The 18572-nt window shown below is 69.2% G+C and carries 15 protein-coding genes and 1 pseudogene; 8 read left to right on the forward strand and 8 right to left on the reverse strand.

Annotated features, from left to right (window positions below; translation table 11 throughout):
• Window positions 1-175 precede the first annotated feature (175 nt).
• The 7 genes from ACFY30_RS37320 to ACFY30_RS37350 all read left to right on the forward strand — a co-directional run bounded on the left by ACFY30_RS37320 (window position 176) and on the right by ACFY30_RS37350 (window position 8141).
• Window positions 176-820 carry a GAP family protein gene (locus tag ACFY30_RS37320; RefSeq protein WP_390849588.1) on the forward strand — a complete coding sequence of 215 codons (645 nt, stop codon included), beginning with the start codon at window positions 176-178 and terminating at the stop codon, window positions 818-820.
• A gap of 405 nt (window positions 821-1225) precedes the next feature.
• A complete protein-coding gene (locus ACFY30_RS37325) occupies window positions 1226-1795 on the forward strand; it encodes a DUF6434 domain-containing protein (RefSeq protein WP_390849589.1) in 570 nt (189 codons plus the stop codon).
• Between the two features lie 863 nt (window positions 1796-2658).
• Window positions 2659-3654, forward strand: a complete 996-nt coding sequence (locus ACFY30_RS37330; protein WP_390849649.1) for a GlxA family transcriptional regulator — start codon at window positions 2659-2661, stop codon at window positions 3652-3654.
• Window positions 3651-5423, forward strand: a complete 1773-nt coding sequence (locus tag ACFY30_RS37335; RefSeq protein ID WP_390849590.1) for a thiamine pyrophosphate-binding protein — start codon at window positions 3651-3653, stop codon at window positions 5421-5423. The genes ACFY30_RS37330 and ACFY30_RS37335 overlap by 4 nt, the downstream gene beginning before the upstream one ends.
• On the forward strand, window positions 5416-6048 hold the full coding sequence (locus tag ACFY30_RS37340) for an SRPBCC family protein (RefSeq protein ID WP_390849591.1): 633 nt from the start codon (window positions 5416-5418) through the stop codon (window positions 6046-6048). The genes ACFY30_RS37335 and ACFY30_RS37340 overlap by 8 nt, the downstream gene beginning before the upstream one ends.
• A complete protein-coding gene (locus tag ACFY30_RS37345) occupies window positions 6045-7064 on the forward strand; it encodes a 3-oxoacyl-ACP synthase III family protein (protein ID WP_390849592.1) in 1020 nt (339 codons plus the stop codon). The genes ACFY30_RS37340 and ACFY30_RS37345 overlap by 4 nt, the downstream gene beginning before the upstream one ends.
• A 3-nt stretch (window positions 7065-7067) precedes the next feature.
• Window positions 7068-8141: a histidinol-phosphate transaminase gene (locus tag ACFY30_RS37350; RefSeq protein WP_390849593.1), complete on the forward strand. Its 1074-nt coding sequence runs from the start codon at window positions 7068-7070 to the stop codon at window positions 8139-8141.
• Between the two features lie 359 nt (window positions 8142-8500).
• Here ACFY30_RS37350 and ACFY30_RS37355 read toward each other — a convergent pair.
• The 7 genes and pseudogenes from ACFY30_RS37355 to ACFY30_RS37385 form a co-directional block, all read right to left on the reverse strand.
• A pseudogene (locus tag ACFY30_RS37355) lies at window positions 8501-9238 on the reverse strand (IS3 family transposase); the annotation flags it as partial.
• A gap of 131 nt (window positions 9239-9369) precedes the next feature.
• Window positions 9370-9678: a transposase gene (locus ACFY30_RS37360; RefSeq protein ID WP_390849595.1), complete on the reverse strand. Its 309-nt coding sequence runs from the start codon at window positions 9676-9678 to the stop codon at window positions 9370-9372.
• A 220-nt stretch (window positions 9679-9898) separates the two neighbouring features.
• The gene (locus tag ACFY30_RS37365) at window positions 9899-10738 is read right to left on the reverse strand and encodes a polysaccharide deacetylase family protein (protein ID WP_390849597.1); all 840 of its coding nucleotides are present in this window, start codon (window positions 10736-10738) and stop codon (window positions 9899-9901) included.
• Window positions 10739-10828: 90 nt separating this feature from the next.
• Window positions 10829-11113 carry an amidohydrolase family protein gene (locus ACFY30_RS37370; protein WP_390849598.1) on the reverse strand — a complete coding sequence of 95 codons (285 nt, stop codon included), beginning with the start codon at window positions 11111-11113 and terminating at the stop codon, window positions 10829-10831.
• A 910-nt stretch (window positions 11114-12023) separates the two neighbouring features.
• The gene (locus tag ACFY30_RS37375) at window positions 12024-12476 is read right to left on the reverse strand and encodes a DUF5707 domain-containing protein (RefSeq protein WP_390849599.1); all 453 of its coding nucleotides are present in this window, start codon (window positions 12474-12476) and stop codon (window positions 12024-12026) included.
• 512 nt (window positions 12477-12988) lie between these two features.
• Complete coding sequence (locus ACFY30_RS37380) at window positions 12989-13219, reverse strand: hypothetical protein (protein WP_390849600.1); 231 nt, start codon at window positions 13217-13219, stop codon at window positions 12989-12991.
• 470 nt (window positions 13220-13689) lie between these two features.
• Window positions 13690-16488, reverse strand: a complete 2799-nt coding sequence (locus tag ACFY30_RS37385; RefSeq protein ID WP_390849601.1) for a SpoIIE family protein phosphatase — start codon at window positions 16486-16488, stop codon at window positions 13690-13692.
• Window positions 16489-16840: 352 nt separating this feature from the next.
• On the opposite strand from ACFY30_RS37385, the gene ACFY30_RS37390 reads away from it, so the two are divergent.
• Window positions 16841-17884 carry a PP2C family protein-serine/threonine phosphatase gene (locus ACFY30_RS37390; protein WP_390849602.1) on the forward strand — a complete coding sequence of 348 codons (1044 nt, stop codon included), beginning with the start codon at window positions 16841-16843 and terminating at the stop codon, window positions 17882-17884.
• Window positions 17885-18302: 418 nt separating this feature from the next.
• Here ACFY30_RS37390 and ACFY30_RS37395 read toward each other — a convergent pair whose 3' ends face one another.
• Complete coding sequence (locus ACFY30_RS37395; RefSeq protein WP_390849603.1) at window positions 18303-18545, reverse strand: hypothetical protein; 243 nt, start codon at window positions 18543-18545, stop codon at window positions 18303-18305.
• Window positions 18546-18572 lie beyond the last annotated feature (27 nt).

Genomic DNA, 18572 nt, shown 5'->3' on the forward strand with positions numbered 1-18572 from the left:
TTCGGTGACCCCGGGCCCCTCCAGCCGGTGCCGCCGAGCGGGTGTGGCTTGCTTGACCAGGCGGTTCACCGCCGACAGAGTCGAGGTGTGACACCGCAGCACCGCCTCACCCTGCCGGCCGGCTCGCCCCTCCACAGGCGGCTGACGGCCCCGACGCCGTGGAGCGGCTGACCCGATGGTCCTCGACCTGCTGGTGATCGGTACGGCCGTCACCCTGGGGCCTTTGCACAACAGCGCCTTCATCCTGCTGCTCTCCACGCGGCACGGCGTTCGGCAGGGGGCGGCGTTCCTGCTGTCATGGCTGGCCAACCTGATCGTGGTCATCGCCTGTGTGTTGCTCCTGACGGGTGGTCAGCCCCCAGCCCTCCACACGGTGCCCTCCACCGCCGTGATCGCCGCGAAACTCGCCATTGGCCTTGCACTGGTCGTGTACGGCGCTCACCGTCACCGGCGTCCTCCCCGCCCTCACGGGCCGCCGCGGTGGACCGCCCGGATCGACAACGCCTCCCCGGCCGCTGCGGCCGGACTGGCGTGGATGCTGCAGCCCTGGGCGCTGGTCGCCGCGGGCGCGGCGACCGCCGTCGACGCGAACCTCTCCACCGCTGCCGCCTGGATCACTTTGGCCGGCTACTGTCTCCTGGCCACTGCCAGTCTCATCGTCATGCAGCTGTACATGCTCCGGGCGCCCGCCGTCGCGAACGCCCGGCTCAACGCCCTGCGGAGCGGACTCGCGCAGCGCCAGGAACAGCTGATTGTCACGCTTTCCCTGCTTGTCGGCCTGTGGCTCACGGCTCGGAGCATCTTCGAGCTGACCGCCTGACAGGGCCACCCCACCCCGGGCCGGAAGGAAAGGGAGGCCCTGCAGGGCGAGCCCTCCCGATCAGGGGGCGGCGGAAGCAGCCCAAGTAATCACCGACTTCTTGATCCAAACCGGAGCAGAACCGGTCCGACACGTCTCCTGAACGCGGGAGCGACAGGCGGATCCGACAGCCACTACCGCCCTCCCGCCAAGGTCGAAGCTACGATCCACTCGGTGAGCACCACATTGAGCTGCATGGCACTTGGTTCGCCGTTCGCTAGCGGCACCCCTGCCCCGTCCTGTCGCAGTGAAGCTGTCGGATTCTCGCTCGGCCTCATGCGAGCTGCCAGATTCTCACTGCGCCGCGGCTGGCCGCCGGTTCGTCTCGCCGAGCGTTGAGCTTACCGCCCCTCCTATTATGGGAACATGGGTTCGAATTCAGGTGCTGAGGTGCGACCAGAGCTGAGTGCCGCGTTGAGCGGTGACGAGTTGGCCCGCTGGTATTGGACACTGGCCGAACTGACCGTGCTTGCCCGGGAGCTCGGGGTGCCGCGGGGCGGCCGGAAAGCGGCGCTGACGGAGCGGCTACGGGCGGCATTGGACGGTGTCGCCCCGCCGTCTGCGCCGCCCCGGACCCGCAGCGCCGGCCGCCAGCTCACCGCGCCAGTGAGCGCGTCCACCGTGATTCCCGAGGGCCAGCGGTGCAGTCAGGTGCTGCGCGAGTACTTCCGCCGCGAGATCGGCCCGGGCTTCCATTTCGACGCCCACATGCGGACGTTCGTAGCCGAAGGCGCGGGGCGCACCCTGGCCGACGCCGTTGCCCACTGGCGCACCACACGCCAGGCCGCTGCGCAGCTTCAGGAGATCGGATCGCAGTTCGAACTCAACCGCTTCCTGCGTGACTGGCATGCCGAGCATCCGGCCGGCCGCAGGACCGAAGCGCTCGCTGCCTGGCGTGCTCACCGCGACCGGCCTCGTGGTCCGGCCGCGGGGTGACCGACCCACAGCCATGCCAGGGCGCCGAGTGCCTGGGAGCCGGATCCCAGTCGTGCGATTCCTTCCGTGAAGGCCAACTCGTCTGAGAATGTCACCGGACCGCATCTCGCGGGCACTGGAGCGTGCAGCCCCATCGATGCTCAGGACAAGAGCATCGCGGTGAAACATCGATGGCGGTGTCGGGCGTCGCATCGGCCTCTGGGAGGGCTACAGAGCGACCTCTTCGAGACGCTGAGGGCCTTTGTAGCGGACGTTGTTGACGGCCGGGGGATGGGTCTGGCGTCCAGGTGGTGGCCTGAGTGCCGATCGAGCAGAGCGCCTAGCTGCCCGGGGTCTTGGTGGTGTGGTCGAGCCAGGCCTCGTAGTGATCGGGGGTGAGTGCCTGGTCCTGATCCATCCATGACAGGTCTCGTGCTTGTCCCGCGCACGAGACCACAGGGGTCAGCACACGGGTCCACCGGCAGGCCACACGGCGCGGATGCGGGAGGGTTCGGTCAGGAAGCGGGCATGTCATCCGCCCCGGGCCGACCGTTGACCGCAGCCGGGTGAGCGAACACCACCACCCTCCGCCGACCAGGTCGACGGCCGCGGCCGTGGTCCGAGGTCGGCTCAGCACACACAGTGGAACTCGTGGGTGGCACGCGTCTCCCTACGGCGCCGTGCGTGGGCGCGGCGGCCCCACTGCACCGACGCTCTGTGAGCTGCCTCACGCAGCGCTGGGCGGCCGGACATACGAACCGCCTGGCCAGCACCCCTCTCCCCCGTCTACCGACCGCTCGTTGGCAGGATCCGTCAGTAATCTGTCATTGCAGCCAGTGCGACGATCGATACAGGCTGTGACTGTGTTGGAGCGACGTGTTGTTGTGGTGGTGTACGAGGGCGCGATGGCCCTGGACATCACCGGACCGATTGAAGTGTTCGATACCGCCAACCGGCTCCTCGATTCGTCGGGCGCCCCTTATCGCATCGACTGCGTCTCCGCCGACGCACCACTGGTGCGGACGAGTTCAGGAGTGGTGGTGGGAGCCTCCCCTCTGGAGGCGGGGCAGGGGCCGATCGACACGCTCCTCGTGCCCGGCGGCTGGAGTCTGCACAACGCGCTTCGGGACCGGGGGCTGATCTCCTGGATCGGCGGGGCAGCAGCCCGGTCGCGCAGAATCGCCTCCGTATGCGGCGGATCCTTTCTGCTGGCCGAGGCGGGCCTTCTCGACGGCAGACGCGCCACCACGCACTGGGCGTACAGCGAGGCGATGGCGTGCCGCTATCCGGATGTGACGGTGGACGCCGAGCCGATCTTCGTCTGGGACGGCCCCTTCGTGACCTCCGCGGGCGTGTCGACGGGTATCGACATGGCGCTTGCTCTGGTGGAGGCCGATCACGGTGCGGCGCTCGCGCTGGAGACGGCACGGTTTCTGGTGCTGTTTCTCAAGCGCCACGGAGGACAGTCCCAGTACAGCGCCGTACTCGATGCCCAGTTGGCCGACCACCCGCCGATCCGGGCAGCACAGGAGTGGATTCTGGGGAACCTGGACCACCCGCTGCCCGTGGCCGAGATCGCGCGGCAGGCCAACATGAGTCAGCGCAACTTTGCCCGTGTTTTCCGGCGCGAGGTGGGCACGACACCCGGCCAGTACGTCGAGCGGACACGCATCGCCCGCGCCCGCGAGCTGCTGGAGACCACCGATCTGGCGATCAGCCAGATAGCCGGCCGTTGCGGATTCACCGCGACCGAGACGTTCTTCCGCTCCTTCGGAAGAACCCTGGGACTCACTCCCAAGGAATACCGGCACCGCTTCCAGGTCATCTCGCCATCCGGCCTCATCGACCGGAACCACCAGGAAGAGAGGAGCCCCGTATGACCAGCACGACCTCGAACTTGCACGAGGCCGAAACCGTACGCCTGGTCGACTATCTGGTCGCGGAACTCGCCAGGGCCGGCGTCACCCACGTGTTCGGCGTCGGCGGCGCGAACATCGAGGACCTGTATGACGCCGTGCACCGCTGCGGCACCGTCCGTGGTATCGTCGCCAAACACGAGTTCTCCGCCGTCACGATGGCTGACGGATACGCACGTACCACCAGGCGCATCGGCGTTGTTGCCGCCACCTCCGGCGGTGGGGCGATGAATCTCGTACCGGGTCTGGCGGAGGCCCATGCCTCGCGCGTGCCCGTGCTGGCTCTCGTGGGCCAGCCGCCGACCGGCCAGGAAGGCCACGGGGCGTTCCAGGACTCCAGCGGCAAGGCGGGCTCCTTCGATGCTCGGGAGGTTTTCGCACCTGTCTCCCGGTTCTGCGCCCGAGTGGATGACGCCGACTCGCTCGCGGAGTTGCTGCCCCGGGCAGTGGCGGCGGCCCAGGCCGATCCACGCGGGCCGGCCGTGTTGTTACTGCCCAAAGATGTGCAGCGGGCACAGATCCAGATGCCCGGACGCGGAGCGGGCTCGAAGCCGTGCGTGCCGACGCCGACGACACCGGCGGCGCGGCTCGACGGAGCCACCCTCACCACCGTGTCGGACACCCTTCGCAAGGCCGGCCGCGTTCTCGTCGTCGCCGGTGAAGATGTGGCCGCCGCCGACGCGGGTACGGAGCTGGCCGAACTGGCCCGGCGCCTGGGGGCATGGGTGGCGGTCACTCCGGACGCCAAGGACGTCTTCGACAACCGTGATCCCCGATTCGCAGGCGTGGCCGGAGTGATGGGCCACGCCAACGTCGAAGACTGTCTGCGGCAAGCCGACGTATGCCTGCTGGTCGGTACCCGACTGCCGCTCCTGGCGCGCGGTGGTCTCGAGCGGGCCCTGGCCACCACCGACGTCGTCTGCCTCGGCCCCGAACCGCCGTTCGTGGCAGGCACCGCGCTGGGCGGGAACCTGCGGGACGCGCTGCGTGCGGTGACCGGCCGCCTACCGCCCGGGCCGCGTCCCTGTCCGCCGCACGCTGGTCCCCTTCCCGCCTCCGTGCCGAGCCGGCTTTCGCAGGCCCGTGGGCAAACCATCCCCTATGTCCAGGCGGTCGCCGCGGTAGAGGCGGCACTCCCCCAGGACGCGCACGTCTTCGTGGACGCCGGCAACGCAGGCGCCAGCGCCGTCCATCTGCTCCCGGCACCGCGCCACGGCCGCTTCGTGGTGGCGGTCGGCATGGGCGGGATGGGCTACACCTTCGGTGCCGGCCTCGGCGCCGCGCTCGCCACCGGCCGACGCACCTACGTCGTCGCGGGAGACGGGGCCTTCTTCATGCACGGGATGGAGGTGCACACCGCCGTGGAGTACGCCGCACCCGTGACCTTCGTGATCTTCAACAACAACGCCCACGCCATGTGCGCGCTGCGTGAGGAGTTCTTCCAGGGCGGCGTCCGCAACGACGACCTCTTCGCACGGACCGACCTCGCCGCCGGTGTGGCCGCCGCCTTCCCGTCCCTCTACGCCACAGGGGCCCGCGACGCCGCGCAACTGCGCACGGCGCTGCTGCGCGGCAATGCGGGCAGCGGCCCGGCGTTCGTCGCGGTGAACTGCGACCCGCGGGAGATTCCGCCGTTCCTTCCCTTCCAGTCCTTCACCGAAATCAGCGAGAGCACCAACAACACCGAGAGCAGGGAGAGTTCAAATGAGCGAGGAAGCGCCCACGTTGGCTGACATCCCAGGTCTGATGCGGATCGAGAACCCCGGCAAGGACGAACTGACCGCCCATTGCATGGAGCTCACCCATTCCGTCTACCCACACCATCAGGTCTACGGGCAGTACTGCACCATCCACACGTACGTCGACTGCCCCCCGGAGTCGGCCTACGACTATCTGCGCCAGGGGCACCACCTGGAGGAGTGGACCTGCAGCCTGAGGGACTTCGCACCCTCCGGCACGCCGGGGCTGTGGATCGGCCACGACCGGCTTGAGGACGACACCAGGATCTATTGCAAGGTGGTCGCCAGCCCCGAGACCATGACCGTGGACTACCACTGCTCCTGGGACCAGGGCGAAAAGCTGTGGATGATCTACCTGATGCGCGTCGTCCCGGCCCGTCTGGTGCTGGACAAGCCGGGTTCTGTGATCACCTGGACCAACTGCCGGCACCCCTACTACGACGCCAACCCACATCCCGAGAAGGCACCCCGCCCGGACCGGCCCTGGGTCGGCGACTACTGGGACCTCTTCTACGCAGGGCACACCGTGGAGATGAACAACCTCAAGGCGATCCTGGAACACCGCCACCGCAACGGCCTGCCGGTCAGCGTGGCTCCGGCACGGGCGGTGGAGCAGTGACGACGGCCAGCCTGACCGACGTCGCGAGCTACCTTCCCGGCGAGCCGGTCCCCGCGGAGTTCTACACCGAGTACCCCGGAGCCGAGGACAAGCTCCGCAACCACCCCATGTTCAAGGTCCCGCCGTTACGGCACCACGTGGCCGCGGACGAGACCAACGCGGACATGATCGAACGCGCCGTGCAGCCTCTGATCGAACGGCACGGCAGGGACGAGATCCGAGGCGTCGACGTGCTGTTGGTGCACAGCCAGCTGCCGGACCTGCCGTTCGTGGGCGCCGGCACCGAGGTGGCGCGTCGACTGGGCCTCACGCCGGAGTGGCTCGTCGACGTTGGCAACGCGGGCTGCGCATCTTTCGTGTACATGCTGAAGCTGGCCCGACAGCTCCTCACCACCACCGATGCGAAGACCGCCCTGATCTGCAATGCCCAAAGCGCCGCGGGCCAGTGTTTCACCCAGTCTCAGGTGCGCAGGCTCGCACAGGCGGCGATCCCGGGCGACGGCTGCGGTGTGGGGTATGTGACGACGTCGTCCGACGCGCCGATCCTCGACGTGGAGACCCGGCACATCGGGGAGTATGCCGGAGACATGACCGTAGCGCTCGACGACGGCCGCAAGTACTGGGAACCGGGAGAGTCCCAACTGCGAATCGGCTTCACCGACGCCAGCGTCGCCAAGGTCCTCGCTCGCGGGAACCGTCTGGTTCCCGAGGTGGTCGCGGACCTGTGCCGGCGGCTCGGCGTGGCGACGACCGACATCGACGTCCTCATCACCAACCAGCCCAACCGCACCTTTCTGCGGAACTGGCGGGAGGCGCTGCAACTGCCGGCCGAACGGCACCTGAACACCTTCGACGAGTACGGGAATCTGTTCGGCGCGGCGATCCCGATCACCCTGGACCGCGCGATCAGTTCCCGGCAGGTCGAGGACGGCAACCTGATGGTGCTCGGAGGATTCGCCCACGCGGGCGACTTCGCCGGTGCCGTTGCCGTCCGCTGGCACGGCGGACGGGGCTGAGCGATGGACATCCCGGTGCTGCACCGACTTGCCCTGAACGAGAGCCCGTATCCCCCACTGCCCTCGGTACGCAGGGCGATGCAACGAGCCGTCGCACAGGCCCACCGCTACCCGCAGTTCCATCCCGACGACCTCACCGAGCGGATCGCCGCATGGTGCCAGGTGACCTCCGACCGCGTCATGGTCGGCAGCGGATCGGTGGGCGTGGCCCTGCAGTTGCTCCGGACAGTGGTCCGACCCGGCGACGCAGTGGCCTACGGCTGGCGCACGTTCGACGCCTATCCCCTCCTGGCCACGATGGTCGGCGCGCACCCTGTCCCCGTGCCCCTGTCACCGGACGGACACCAGGACCTGGGCGCCCTGCTCGCGGCGCTCGACCACCGCACCCGCGTCGTGGTGCTGTGCAATCCCCACAACCCCACCGGAAGCCTCATCACCGCGGACATCCTGTCGGCATTCCTGCGGCAGGTGCCGCGACACGTCACCGTGCTGCTCGACGAGGCATACGTGGAGTTCGCCCGCCACTCCGCTCTGCCGGACACGCACGCCCTCTTGGACTCGCACCCCAACCTGCTCGTCCTGCGCACCTTCTCCAAGGCTTACGGCCTCGCAGCCCTCCGGGTCGGCTACGGACTCGGCGTCCCCGACCTGGTGGCGCGGATCCGCCGACAACAGCTGCCCTTCGGGATCAACGCGGTGGCAACGGCTGCGGTCAAGGCCTCGCTACGGGCCGGCAGCGAGCTGCGCCGGCGCGTGGACGCTGTCGTCGCCGAACGCGAACGGCTGCGGCACGGACTCCTCGACCTCGGCTGGCGCGTACACCCGAGCCACGCCAACTCCCTCTGGCTCCACGCGCCCGATCCGGTCGACGAGGGCGCCATGGCACTCACCGCGGCCGGCGTTCAGGCACGCCACTACCCCGGCGAGGGACTCCGGGTCACCATCGGCAGCCGGGAGGCCAACGACGCCGTGGTCGCGGCGCTGGCGAGCGTGGGACGTCCCGAGGCGTCAGACAGACGTGCGCCGAACGCACCGGCGGACGAGGCGGTCTCCGCGTATCTGCGGGTGAGCGGGTAGAGAGCACAGATGCACCGATCCTGACGGCGCCTGGTCCGGCCGGACCGGTCGCAGGGCTGCTTGAGGCGAGGCTGAGGGGACGCGTGGACTGGCGGGCCAAGTGGGAGGAGTTGGAAGGCGTCTGGGCCTCCCGCACGGAACCCGATCGGATCCACCTCGTCCAGGTGCATCCCCGTATCCGGAGCGAGGCGGACCGACCCTGGCTCCAATCCGGGATGGCGCTCCCGATCTCCGCAGACGACCCCGCTCACCAGGCCGAGCACCTTGAGACACGTCTGACCGCAGGCGATCCCCGGGCCACCGCGGAGGTCTGGGGTGGTGAGCTTGTTCCGCTTCGACGGACACCATTGGTGTGGTGGTCAGGCTGCGAGTGCGGTCTCGTATTCGGCGGGACTGCGGTAGCCCAGGCTGCTGTGCAGACGGTGCAAGTTGTACCAGCCCTCGATGAAGTCGAAGATCGCGGTGCGGGCGGCGACCCGGCTGGGCCAGGGGCCGGTGCTGAGCAACTCCCTCTTGATGGTGGCGAAGAACGACTCGGCGAGTGCGTTGTCCCAGCACTGTCCGGTGCGGCCGACCGACAGACATACCCCCAACTGGTCTGCCAGCACGGCGAATTGCTGGCTGGTGTACTGACAGCCACGGTCCGAGTGAAAGATCACCGGACGGGTGGGGCGGCGTTTGCGGCAGGCGGCCGTGAGGGCATCGGCGACCAGATCAGTCCGCAGGTGGTCGGCCGTCGCCCAGCCGACCACGCGACGGGAAGCGATGTCGATGACGGTGGCCAGATGGAGCCGGCCCTCTTCCGTGGCGATGTAGGTGATGTCGCCGCACCAGCGGGCATCCAGGCTCGCGGGGTCGGGCTGGAAGTCCCGCGCGACGAGATCGGGCCGCAGGGCAGCTCGTGGATCGGGGACCGTCGTCTGGTGTCGTCGTCTGCGGTGTCGGCCCTGCAGGCCGGCAGTCCGCATCAGCCGCGCGACACGTCGGCGGCCGCATCCGGCGCCTGCCCGCTTGAGTACGGCATGGACGCGTGGGGCGCCGTAGGTTCCCCGCGATCTCGTGTGGACGTCGGCGATCTGTTCCGCCAGTTCGGCGTCACGGACCGCGCGGGGGCGGGGCTTCGCAGCGCGGCGGGCATAGAAGGCGGTCCGGGAGACCTACAGCAGCTCACACGCCGGTTTGACGCTGTGACCTGCACGCTTCTCCGCCTCGATGAACGGGTGCACCGTCACCGGGTCTCCTTCGCGAAGAAAGCCGTGGCCCGCTTGAGGATGTCGACGTCCTCGCGCAGACGGCGGTTCTCCCGCCGCAGTGCGGCCAGTTCCTCGCGTTCGCTGCTGGTCAGGCCGTCCCGCTCGCCCGCATCGACCTCGGCCTGCTTCACCCAGTCACGCACCGCGGTTTCGGTCAGATCGAAGTCCTTGGCGATCTGACCGACCGAGCGGTCACCGCGTCGGCACAGCGCGACGATCTCCGCCTTGAACTCCGGCGTGAACGAGCGACGAGGGCGAGGCTTCTTCTTCCCCATGCTCTCCATGATGGACATCCTCCCGGGGCCGAACCCCTGATCTCGGATGTCCGCCAAAGCGGATCAAGCCCAGAGACAGCCACGGAACTGGCCGCCGCCACCCACCGGATCTGCCCCTACTTCAAGGCCACCCGAGGCAACATGTCGGCTCCGTGAACGCCACCGCCGACGGGAACTGCCGAGCCAGAGAGGCCCCGTGCCCTCGGCCGTTCGGTGTGGGGCACCGGGATTACAGGTAGTTCTCCAGACGGGCGACCGTGTAACCCTGTTCCTGGATGTGACGCAGCAGGTTGGCCGTCATCTCGGTCATCGTCGTGCCCTTGAGTTCGGACGGTCCGCGGAAGTGGGCAAGGATGATGTCGCCCGGGTGGAGCTTCCTGCCGGGGCGCTGGTACTGCATGTTCGTGATCTGCATGGACTCGCGCCACAGGACGATCGCCTGGATGTCGCAAGACGCGGCGGCGGCGCGGGTGTCCTCGTTCCAGTTGCCGTAGGGCGGACGCATCAGACGCGGCATGGTCCCGTAATGGTCTTTCAGCTTGCTCTGCTGGCCACAGACTTCCTGTTTCTGAGCAGACGCGCCCAGGGTGCGCAGGTTCGGGTGCGTCAGCGTGTGGTTCTGGACGCCGTTGCCGAGGGCCTGGAGCTTCTTGAAGTAGCCGTAGTCGGAGCGTATGGCGGAGTCCGTGAGGAACATCGTGAAGGGGATCTTCAGCTCCCGCATCATCGTCACGAACCGCGGGTCCTTCTCCGCCCCGTCGTCGAAGGTGAGAAAAACGATCTTCTTGTCGGTGGGTATCTCGCTGATCACCGGCACCTGGCCGCCGCCGGCCCGGAGTTGCACCGGCTTGGCAGCGGGTGGTGCGGGCGGAGCGGCCAGCGGCTTCAGGCCCCACTTGCGGTAGGCGGCCTCGACGGCCGCGCTCGCATCCGAGGCACCGTGGGAAGGCTGTGCGGACACCGCAGAGCCAGACGGCGCAGCGGGGCGAGGGTCGGCCGAGGGCCCGACCGTGCAGCCTGCCGATAGAAGGGCGCAGGCCAAGGCCGCTCCCCTGATCCGCCTGTCCATCGGGTTCCCCCATGCCATCCGTGCGCCACAGCCTGTCCACCTGCTTGATGGCGAACGGTTGTCAGCGGTTCCGAACGGGGGATCGAGGATTCAGTGTTCGTGGACGACGCGGCCATCGAAGACGGTGAGGTCGACCTGGACGCCGGTGATGTCGTGCGGGTCGAGGTCCAGAAGTGGGCGGTCCAGAACGCACAGGTCCGCTGCCCCGCCCGGCTCGATCGTGCCCTTCCAGTCGCCGGCGAAGTCCTGCCACGCGGGCGTATAGGCACGCAGAGCGTCGGCGAGCGTCACGCGCTGTTCGGGGCCGCTCGTTTCTTTCCGTGATCCGAGCGGCGGAAGAGCGCGGCGAGTGGTTCTGGGCGGAGCGCGCAGCACAGGAGCTCAGGAACTGCTCTACCTCCTGGACCATCCCCTCACCGTCCCCCACCACGGCCACGTGGAGTTCCAGCACCGGTGGCGGGCCTTCGCCCTCGCCAGTCTCGGCCGCGCCGAGGACGCGATCGCCGTGGTCGCAGCCCACCCGGACCCCCGGCCGATTCCCGCATCGTCCGAGCCGGCCTCCTCAGCACCGCCGGCCACCTCGCTGCCGCCGCCATCGAACTGCAGGACCTCGACACGATCAAGGCACGTGAAGCCCTGTTCGAGGTCCTGCTCCGGCAAGGACGGGCCGCCGAGGCCATAGCCGCCCACCCCACCGTGGCCGAGCAGCGCGCCGCCAAACAGCAGGCCGCCGAAGCAAAGACCGAATCCGTTCCTCGCGAGAACGGGTACTCCCAGGAGCCGCCCTTCTGGGGCGGTGCCGTCAGGTCCACATCAAGAGTGGGGCGAGGGTGACGGCTGCTTCGTAGGACAGCGCAGTCTTGTCGTACCGGGTGGCTGTCCCGCGCAACTGCTTGAGGCGGTTGAAGCACCCGTTCCACGATGTTGCGGTGCTCTTACCGACCGTGCGGGTGAGCCGGACGCGGATCGCGGGACGGGAGGCGGCCGCCCGGCTACGAAGATCACTGCTATGAGCATTTCACTCTGGCCCGAGCTCGATTCCTGCTCGACCGGGTCGACAGCGAGATCATGAGAAGCGTCGCAGCCAAAGGTCGGCTCGATTTCGGCGAGGCGTTCCGCTCCGCGCTGGAGATCCTCACTCCCGTGGAGTACGAGCTGCGCACAACACCTGTAGCGTGAAATCAGCTGGCCCGACTCCACGCAACGCGGCGCAGGCCGTCGGCTCCACCTGACTCGGGGCACTCCCGAGCCTGCATCAGACCCGGAGCGGTTCAGATCGTTCGGATCAGACCACCGTGAAGTCGGCCGCCTTGGTGTCAAGGGTTGTGTCACCGTCCTTGGCAGTGACCAGGACGGCCAGGTGCCACAGACCCTTCGGGGAGCCTTCGGCGTCAGTGCGGGTGACAGCCACGTTGTAGGTGCACCGCTGCTTGTCCCCGCCCGAAGGCGTGCAGACGGCCGACTCCGCACCGGCCATGTCCTTGGCCGTCAGCCCCTTCGTCGCGAAGGACGAGTTCGCCGGCCAGGCCAGCACCTTCACACTCTTGACCTCGGAGGGCGCCGTGACGTCGGTGGTAAAGGCCAGCGAGCCGTCGCGGTCCGCGGCGGGAGCGGTGTAGCGGGCCGTGCTGTGCGCCAGCGCCGGGGGCTGGTCCCCGGCATAGGCGAGAGCGGCCGCACCAGCGCCCGCGAGAACGACGGCACCGGCGGCAACGGACACGGTGATACGACGCGACATGAGAAGTTCTCCTGACAGGCTCAGCTGGATCCCACCGGCGCTCTCGGCGGCGCCGCGTTCCCATACTGGCCGCGCTGCACCCGCCGGGTATGAGCACGCGTACTCAACTGCAGCCTGAGTAGCGGCCGTTGCACCCATGCACCCACGTCCCAGCCCGACAGGCTCCTTCGGCGATCAGCCACGTGAGAGCGATGGAGACACGCGCGTGAGCAGGGAGACGTTCCCTTGAGCCAGAGCGCTTGGTCTACGACGCCGTGACCGCGCTGGGTTGTGCGCTTTGCACAGCGTGACATGCGTGCACCAGAGCGGTTGCGGTCCTCGTCGGCGTGGGACTGGAAACCGCTGGGTTTGGTAACCGTCCTGTCCTGGCAGATGATCCTTGTTTTCCCCTCGAAGGCCTTGGAGCATCGGACTGATCGGCCGCCATACTGAGCAATGCGGTGGAAGAACTGTGCCCGGGCCGCAGTTCGGGCCGTTCCAAGCCAAGGTCATGACGATCCCCTTGCAGACGATCAGTCCCGTTGGGCTCCGCCCGGGTCCGGCTCGGCTTGCGGAAGCTTCGGCGGGGTGATGCGCCGGGTCATGTGAGTGAGCGCGGTCCAGTCGATCAGCGACTCGGAGGGCTGGAGGGGCTGTTCGTAGTCCCATGTGTCGCGGCAGGGGTGCATGATCCAGGCCAGGAAACGTTCGACGGCCGGCCTGAAGGCGGTCGCCCCCTTCACGACCTGGCTGCGACCTGTCACCACTGGCGAGAAGGGCGCTGGTGCTGCCTACGGTCGAGCGTCACCGCACGGCCTGGAGCGTGCCGCTCAAACACGCGAATCTCAACTACCCGGGTTGCCATGGCTCCCGCCTGCGTCCCGTCCGGCGGTGGCCCGGGGTCGGCTGTGCGGCCCGGCCGCAGACGATCTGGACAACGACAACGATCAGCCGTGAGGTTGTCGGGTGGCCGGGCCGTAAGCCACACGAACGGCCTACGTGCTCTCTCTTCGCACAGGCGGTACTCCTCCCTTCGAAGCGGGTTGGAGCAGTAGTTCCGGTACCACGCTCCCGCGATCACCACTCCGACCGGGGGGAGCCTCATGGTCGCGCTTGCTGTGCTCCCGCCGGCGCATCCCCCCGCGGGCATGCCTCGACACCACCCCAATCGCCTGATTTCCTCCGGTTCGACCTCGATCGAAAATCGTCCCGAGGCACCGGCACCGGCGCCTCCTCACATCAGGGGATCCCCGAACTGTTCGAGGAGAACGTCGATCGGGGTGTGGTCCGCGGGACCGGACGTGCCGTCATGCAGGATCTGCTCCGCCCAGATGACCTTGCCGCGGGACGTGTACCGCGTCCCCCACCGCTGGGCGAACTGCGCCACGAGGAACAGCCCCCGCCCGCCCTCGTCCGTGGTCGCCGCCCGCCGCAGTCGCGGAGAGGTGCTGGAACCGTCCGACACCTCACAGATCAGACAGCGTCCGTGCAGCAGGCGCACCTTCACGGGTGGCGATCCGTACCGGATCGCGTTCGTGACCAGCTCGCTGAGGATCAGCTCCGTGGTGAACGCGGTCTCTTCCAGCCCCCACCCGCTCAGCACCGTCCTGCACTCGGCCCGCACCGAGGGCACCACCGCCGTGTCCGAGGGCACATCCCACTCGGCCACCGACGAGGACGGGACCCGCCGGGTCCGCGCTGCCAGCAGTGCGATGTCGTCCAAGAGCTGGGCCGGCTTCAACGCCCCGATCACCGCCCGGCAGGTCTCCTCCGGGGTGCGCTCCCCGGCCCCGCCCAGCGCCCGGCGCAGCCCGTCGAGACCGGAGTCGATGTCGCGGGCGGAGTTCTTGACCAGCCCGTCGGTGTACAGGATCAGCTGGGAACCCTCCGCCAGGTGCACGTCGGCGGTTTCGAAGGGGTAGCCTCCGAGGCCGAACGGGGGCGAGGCCGGCACCTCGGGGCAGACGACCGTCCCGTCCGGGTTCACCACCACGGGGCCGGGATGCCCCGCACGGGCCATCGTGCAGATCCCCTCCACCGGGTCGTAGATCGCATACAGGCACGTCGCGCCGGTCACCCCCACCCCCTCCTGGCCGTCGGGGGTACCGCCGGAGTCGTCCTCGTCGTCCAGGCGGACGACCAGATCGTCCAGCTTGCCGAGGACCTCGTCGACGGGGAGGTCCAGCGTGGCGAAGTTGTGCACAGCGGTGCGCAGTCGCCCCATCGTCGCCGAGGCGTGCAGCCCGTGGCCGACGACGTCGCCCATCACCAGAGCCACACGTCCGCCCGGCAGCGGAATGACGTCGAACCAGTCCCCGCCCACTCCAGCCTCCGACGGCAGGTACCGCCAAGCCACTTCCAGGGCGTCCTGCTCCGGCTGGCCCCGCGGCAGCAGACTGCGCTGCAGCGTCACCGCCATCGCGTGCTCGCGGGTGAACCTCCGGGCGTTGTCGATGGCCACCGCCGCCCGCGCGCCCAGCTCTTCCGCGAAGGCCACGTCCTCCGGCTCGAACGCGGGCGAGCCCTCCCTCCGGTAGAAGTGCGCGAGGCCCAGGGGCACCCCCCGCGCCCGCAGCGGCATGGTCACCAGGGAGTGCAACCCAAGCTCCAGCGCCCGTCGAGCCCGTTCCGGATCCTGTTCCTGCCAGCCGTGGGCCTGCCGCAGGTCTGCCTCCAGGACACCCCGGCTCTGTTCCAGCGCCAGCATCTGCGGAGTCTCCGGCGAGAACGTGATCACTTCACCCAGCCGGTAGACCGGCAGCATCCGCTGATCTCCGCTGATCGCAGTCCGCCGCAGATGGCGCCAGCCCTCCGTCGTCGGCTCCGAGCCGCGCACGACCGAGTCCAGCAGATCCACCGCGACGACGTCGGCGAAACGGGGCACCGCCACGTCGGCCAGCTCCTCGGCCGTGCGCTCCACATCCAGCGTGGTCCCGATCCGCATCCCCGCCTCGTACAGCAGCTTCAGCTGCCCGAGCGCCACTTCGGCCCGCCCCGACACCACCGCCAGCTCCGTGGTGTCCCGCAGCGTCACCACGCTGCCCGCGTGGTCGCTCTCCGGGAACGTGGGCCGCTTGTTCACCGCCAGCAACCGGTCGTTGGCGAGGTACACCTCGTCGGTGACCCTTTCCGGGGATGCGAGCACGCGCGCCATCTGCTCGGGAAGCCCCAGCTCCCGCACGTGCCGCCCCTGTGTGTCCGCCGGCAGACCCAGCAGCCGCTTCGCCTCGTCGTTGGCCAGCAGCAGCCGTCGGTCCTCGCCGATGATCAGTACCCCCTCCCGCACCGCGTGCAGCACGGCCTGGTGGTGCTCGTACAGCCGCGCCAGCTCCGTCGGGGCCAGCCCGTGGGTCTGCCGCAGCAGTCGCCGGGACACTGCTGTCGTCCCCGCCGCGGCCAGCACCAGCATGGTCGCGCCGGTGCCCAGGACGATCGGCAGCTGCGGCATCCACAGTCGCGACACATTCCTGACGGTGATCCCGGCGGAGACCAGGCCGACGACCGTGCCGCGCGCGTCGGTCACCGGGACGACCGCCTGGATGGCCGTCCCCTTGCCCGCCGGCAGAGGCGGACCGCCCGCCTGCTCGACGACGGTACGGCCTTCGAGCGCCGGCTCGATGGCGCCGACGAATTTCTTCCCGATCTCCGATGGGTAGGGATACGTGTACCGGATTCCGTCCGTGCTCATGACGACGATGAAGTCCACGCCCGCCCGCTTGCGCGCCTCCTCGGCTCGCGGTTGCAGCACTGCGGTCGGGTCTGGGCTGCGCAGCGCCAGGCTCACACCGGGGGCGCTGGCGAACGACTGGGCGGCCACCACCGACTCCCGGCGCCCCTGCCGCAGTGCGTCGCGCGCCGCCTGCAGCATGATGCTCGCCACCGCGGCGACCACCAGCAGCACCACGATCACGCTCTGGACGAGGAACACCTGCCCCGCCGCGCTGCGCGGGCTCAGCCCGGACAGGCGCCGGGTCCGCCGGCCACCGGCGGGTGGAGGCCGTGGGGTCCGCAATCTGCGGAGATATCCCTCCATACACCCTTGATAACACCTCTGCGCAGACCTGGGACGACTTACGACGCCTGTCCGAAGAGGGCGAACCCGGGGCGGGACAAGCAGCCGGAGCGCCGTGACGGGGGACGGCCCGAGCGGCCGGCCGGGTGAGGAGTGCCGGCGACCCCGGCCGGGCCCGGCGCGCGGCTCCCGTCGGCCGGATGGCGACGCATCCTTGCCGCACGTGTCTGATCACCAAGAATGAGCCGCGTCTTCCATCCGAGCTCGATGCCTGGTTTCTATCGTTATGATGCATTTTGTGATCGGGACTGGGCGGCCGTGGCATCGGCATCCTCTCCGCGGCGGCCGGTGGGAAGCGGCCACGCTGTCACCGGTGATCCTCACCGTCCTCATCGCCGTTCTGGCGTTCTCCACCCCACGGGAGATCGCCATCAGCCGCCTCCTTCCCACCGCTCCCGCCCTTGCCGCCGCCATGTGGCCCATGCTTCCCACGCTCCTGCTCGGACTGTTCTGCCTCCTGGTCATGATCAGCCTCAGCTTCGTCTACACCGACCTGGGAACGCCCTACACGTCGGCAGCCATTGCCGCGGTCACCCTGGCGGCCGCCTACGCCAGCCATATCCGGCTGCAGCGCGAGGAGACGCTGTTCCACGTCCGGCTTGTCGCCGAGGCCGCCCAGGAGGTGCTGCTGCGCCCCCTGCCGCGCCGCATGAACAACATCGAGATCGAGGCGCTGTACCTGGCGGCCCAGGAGGAGGCCCGGATCGGTGGCGACTTCTACGAGGCGGCCGACACGCCGTACGGGATCCGGCTGCTCATCGGCGACGTGCGCGGCAAGGGCCTGTCCGCAGTGGGAGCGGCCTCCGCGCTGATCAGCTGCTTCAGGGAGGCCGCGTACGACGAGCCCGATCTCAGCGGCATCATTCATCGCCTGGAGATCACCATCACCCGTCACGGTGCCGCGTTCCCCGCCCCGGACCGGCCGGAGCACTTCGCCACGGCCCTCATCACCGAGATCCCCCAGGCCGGCGGCCAGGTCAGACTCCTCAACTGCGGGCACCCACCTCCCCTGCTCGTCCACCAGGGGAAGACCCGGCTGCTGGAGGCCACCACCCCCTCGCCGCCGCTCAACCTGACGACGCTCGTCGGCGAGCACCACCGCGTGGACACCTTCGACTTCACCCCCGGTGACCAGCTGCTCCTGTACACCGACGGGGTGACGGAGGCCCGGGACCGCACCGGCACGTTCTTCCCCCTGCCGGACTGGACTCAGCTGCAGGGCCCGACGCCGCCCCGCGAGCTGCTCGACCGGCTTCACGCGGCCCTGCTCCACTACAGCGGCGGAAAGCTCGACGACGACGTCGCCGCCCTTGTCGTGCGCTGCCCGGACGCCTGGGCCAGGGAGGACCGCCTGTAGGCGGGGCCGGGGCGGCGAACCGGCCTGGAGGGCGACGGGTGACGCGTTGCTGCGAGGGACGACGGCTGCTCACGGAGCCGTGGGCGCCTGGTCAGCTGCGGTCGTCCCTGGTCTCTCCTGCCCGACTCGGGCCACCAGCGTCCGGCCACAGCCCACCTTCGGGCGCTGGCACGATGCCGTTCCGCCCGGCCCGGTTGGCGGACGCGCCGCGTCGGACCTGTGCGCCAGGCCCGTCCCAACAGAGGAACATCTCCTTCTTCCGGTCCGTCAGCTGTCCACCCTGAGGGTCGTCGCCCGGGCAGTGAACGCGATTGATTTCCAGGCCCGTTACATACGGAGGCGGAGGCTCCGCACACAAGCGGTGGGCTCGCCACACGCGGTGATCGTGGCCTTCTGGCCGAGCGTCGAACCCCCTCGTTCAGGCACTTCGTGGCCTGCGATCAACGCGGGGCGGCGCGCCCTCCAGGGAAGCCTGCCCCCACCCGGGCACAGGCAGCGGCCGCAGGCCGTGGGCGGGCGGCAGAGCGGTGCCGCCGAAGTACAGGAACTTGGTGAAGAAGGACGGCCCGGAGATGGGACGGCCGAGGAAGCGGCCCAGGCTGGACGAAGCTGCGTCGATGCCGTTGACGGCGGCGTCCTCGTGCCGCCGTTGCGCGGCCACCGGCCGGTCGTCGGCCGGGACACAGCG

Source organism: Streptomyces sp. NPDC000345, from assembly GCF_042898825.1.
In the GTDB taxonomy this organism is placed as follows: Bacteria; Actinomycetota; Actinomycetes; order Streptomycetales; family Streptomycetaceae; genus Streptomyces.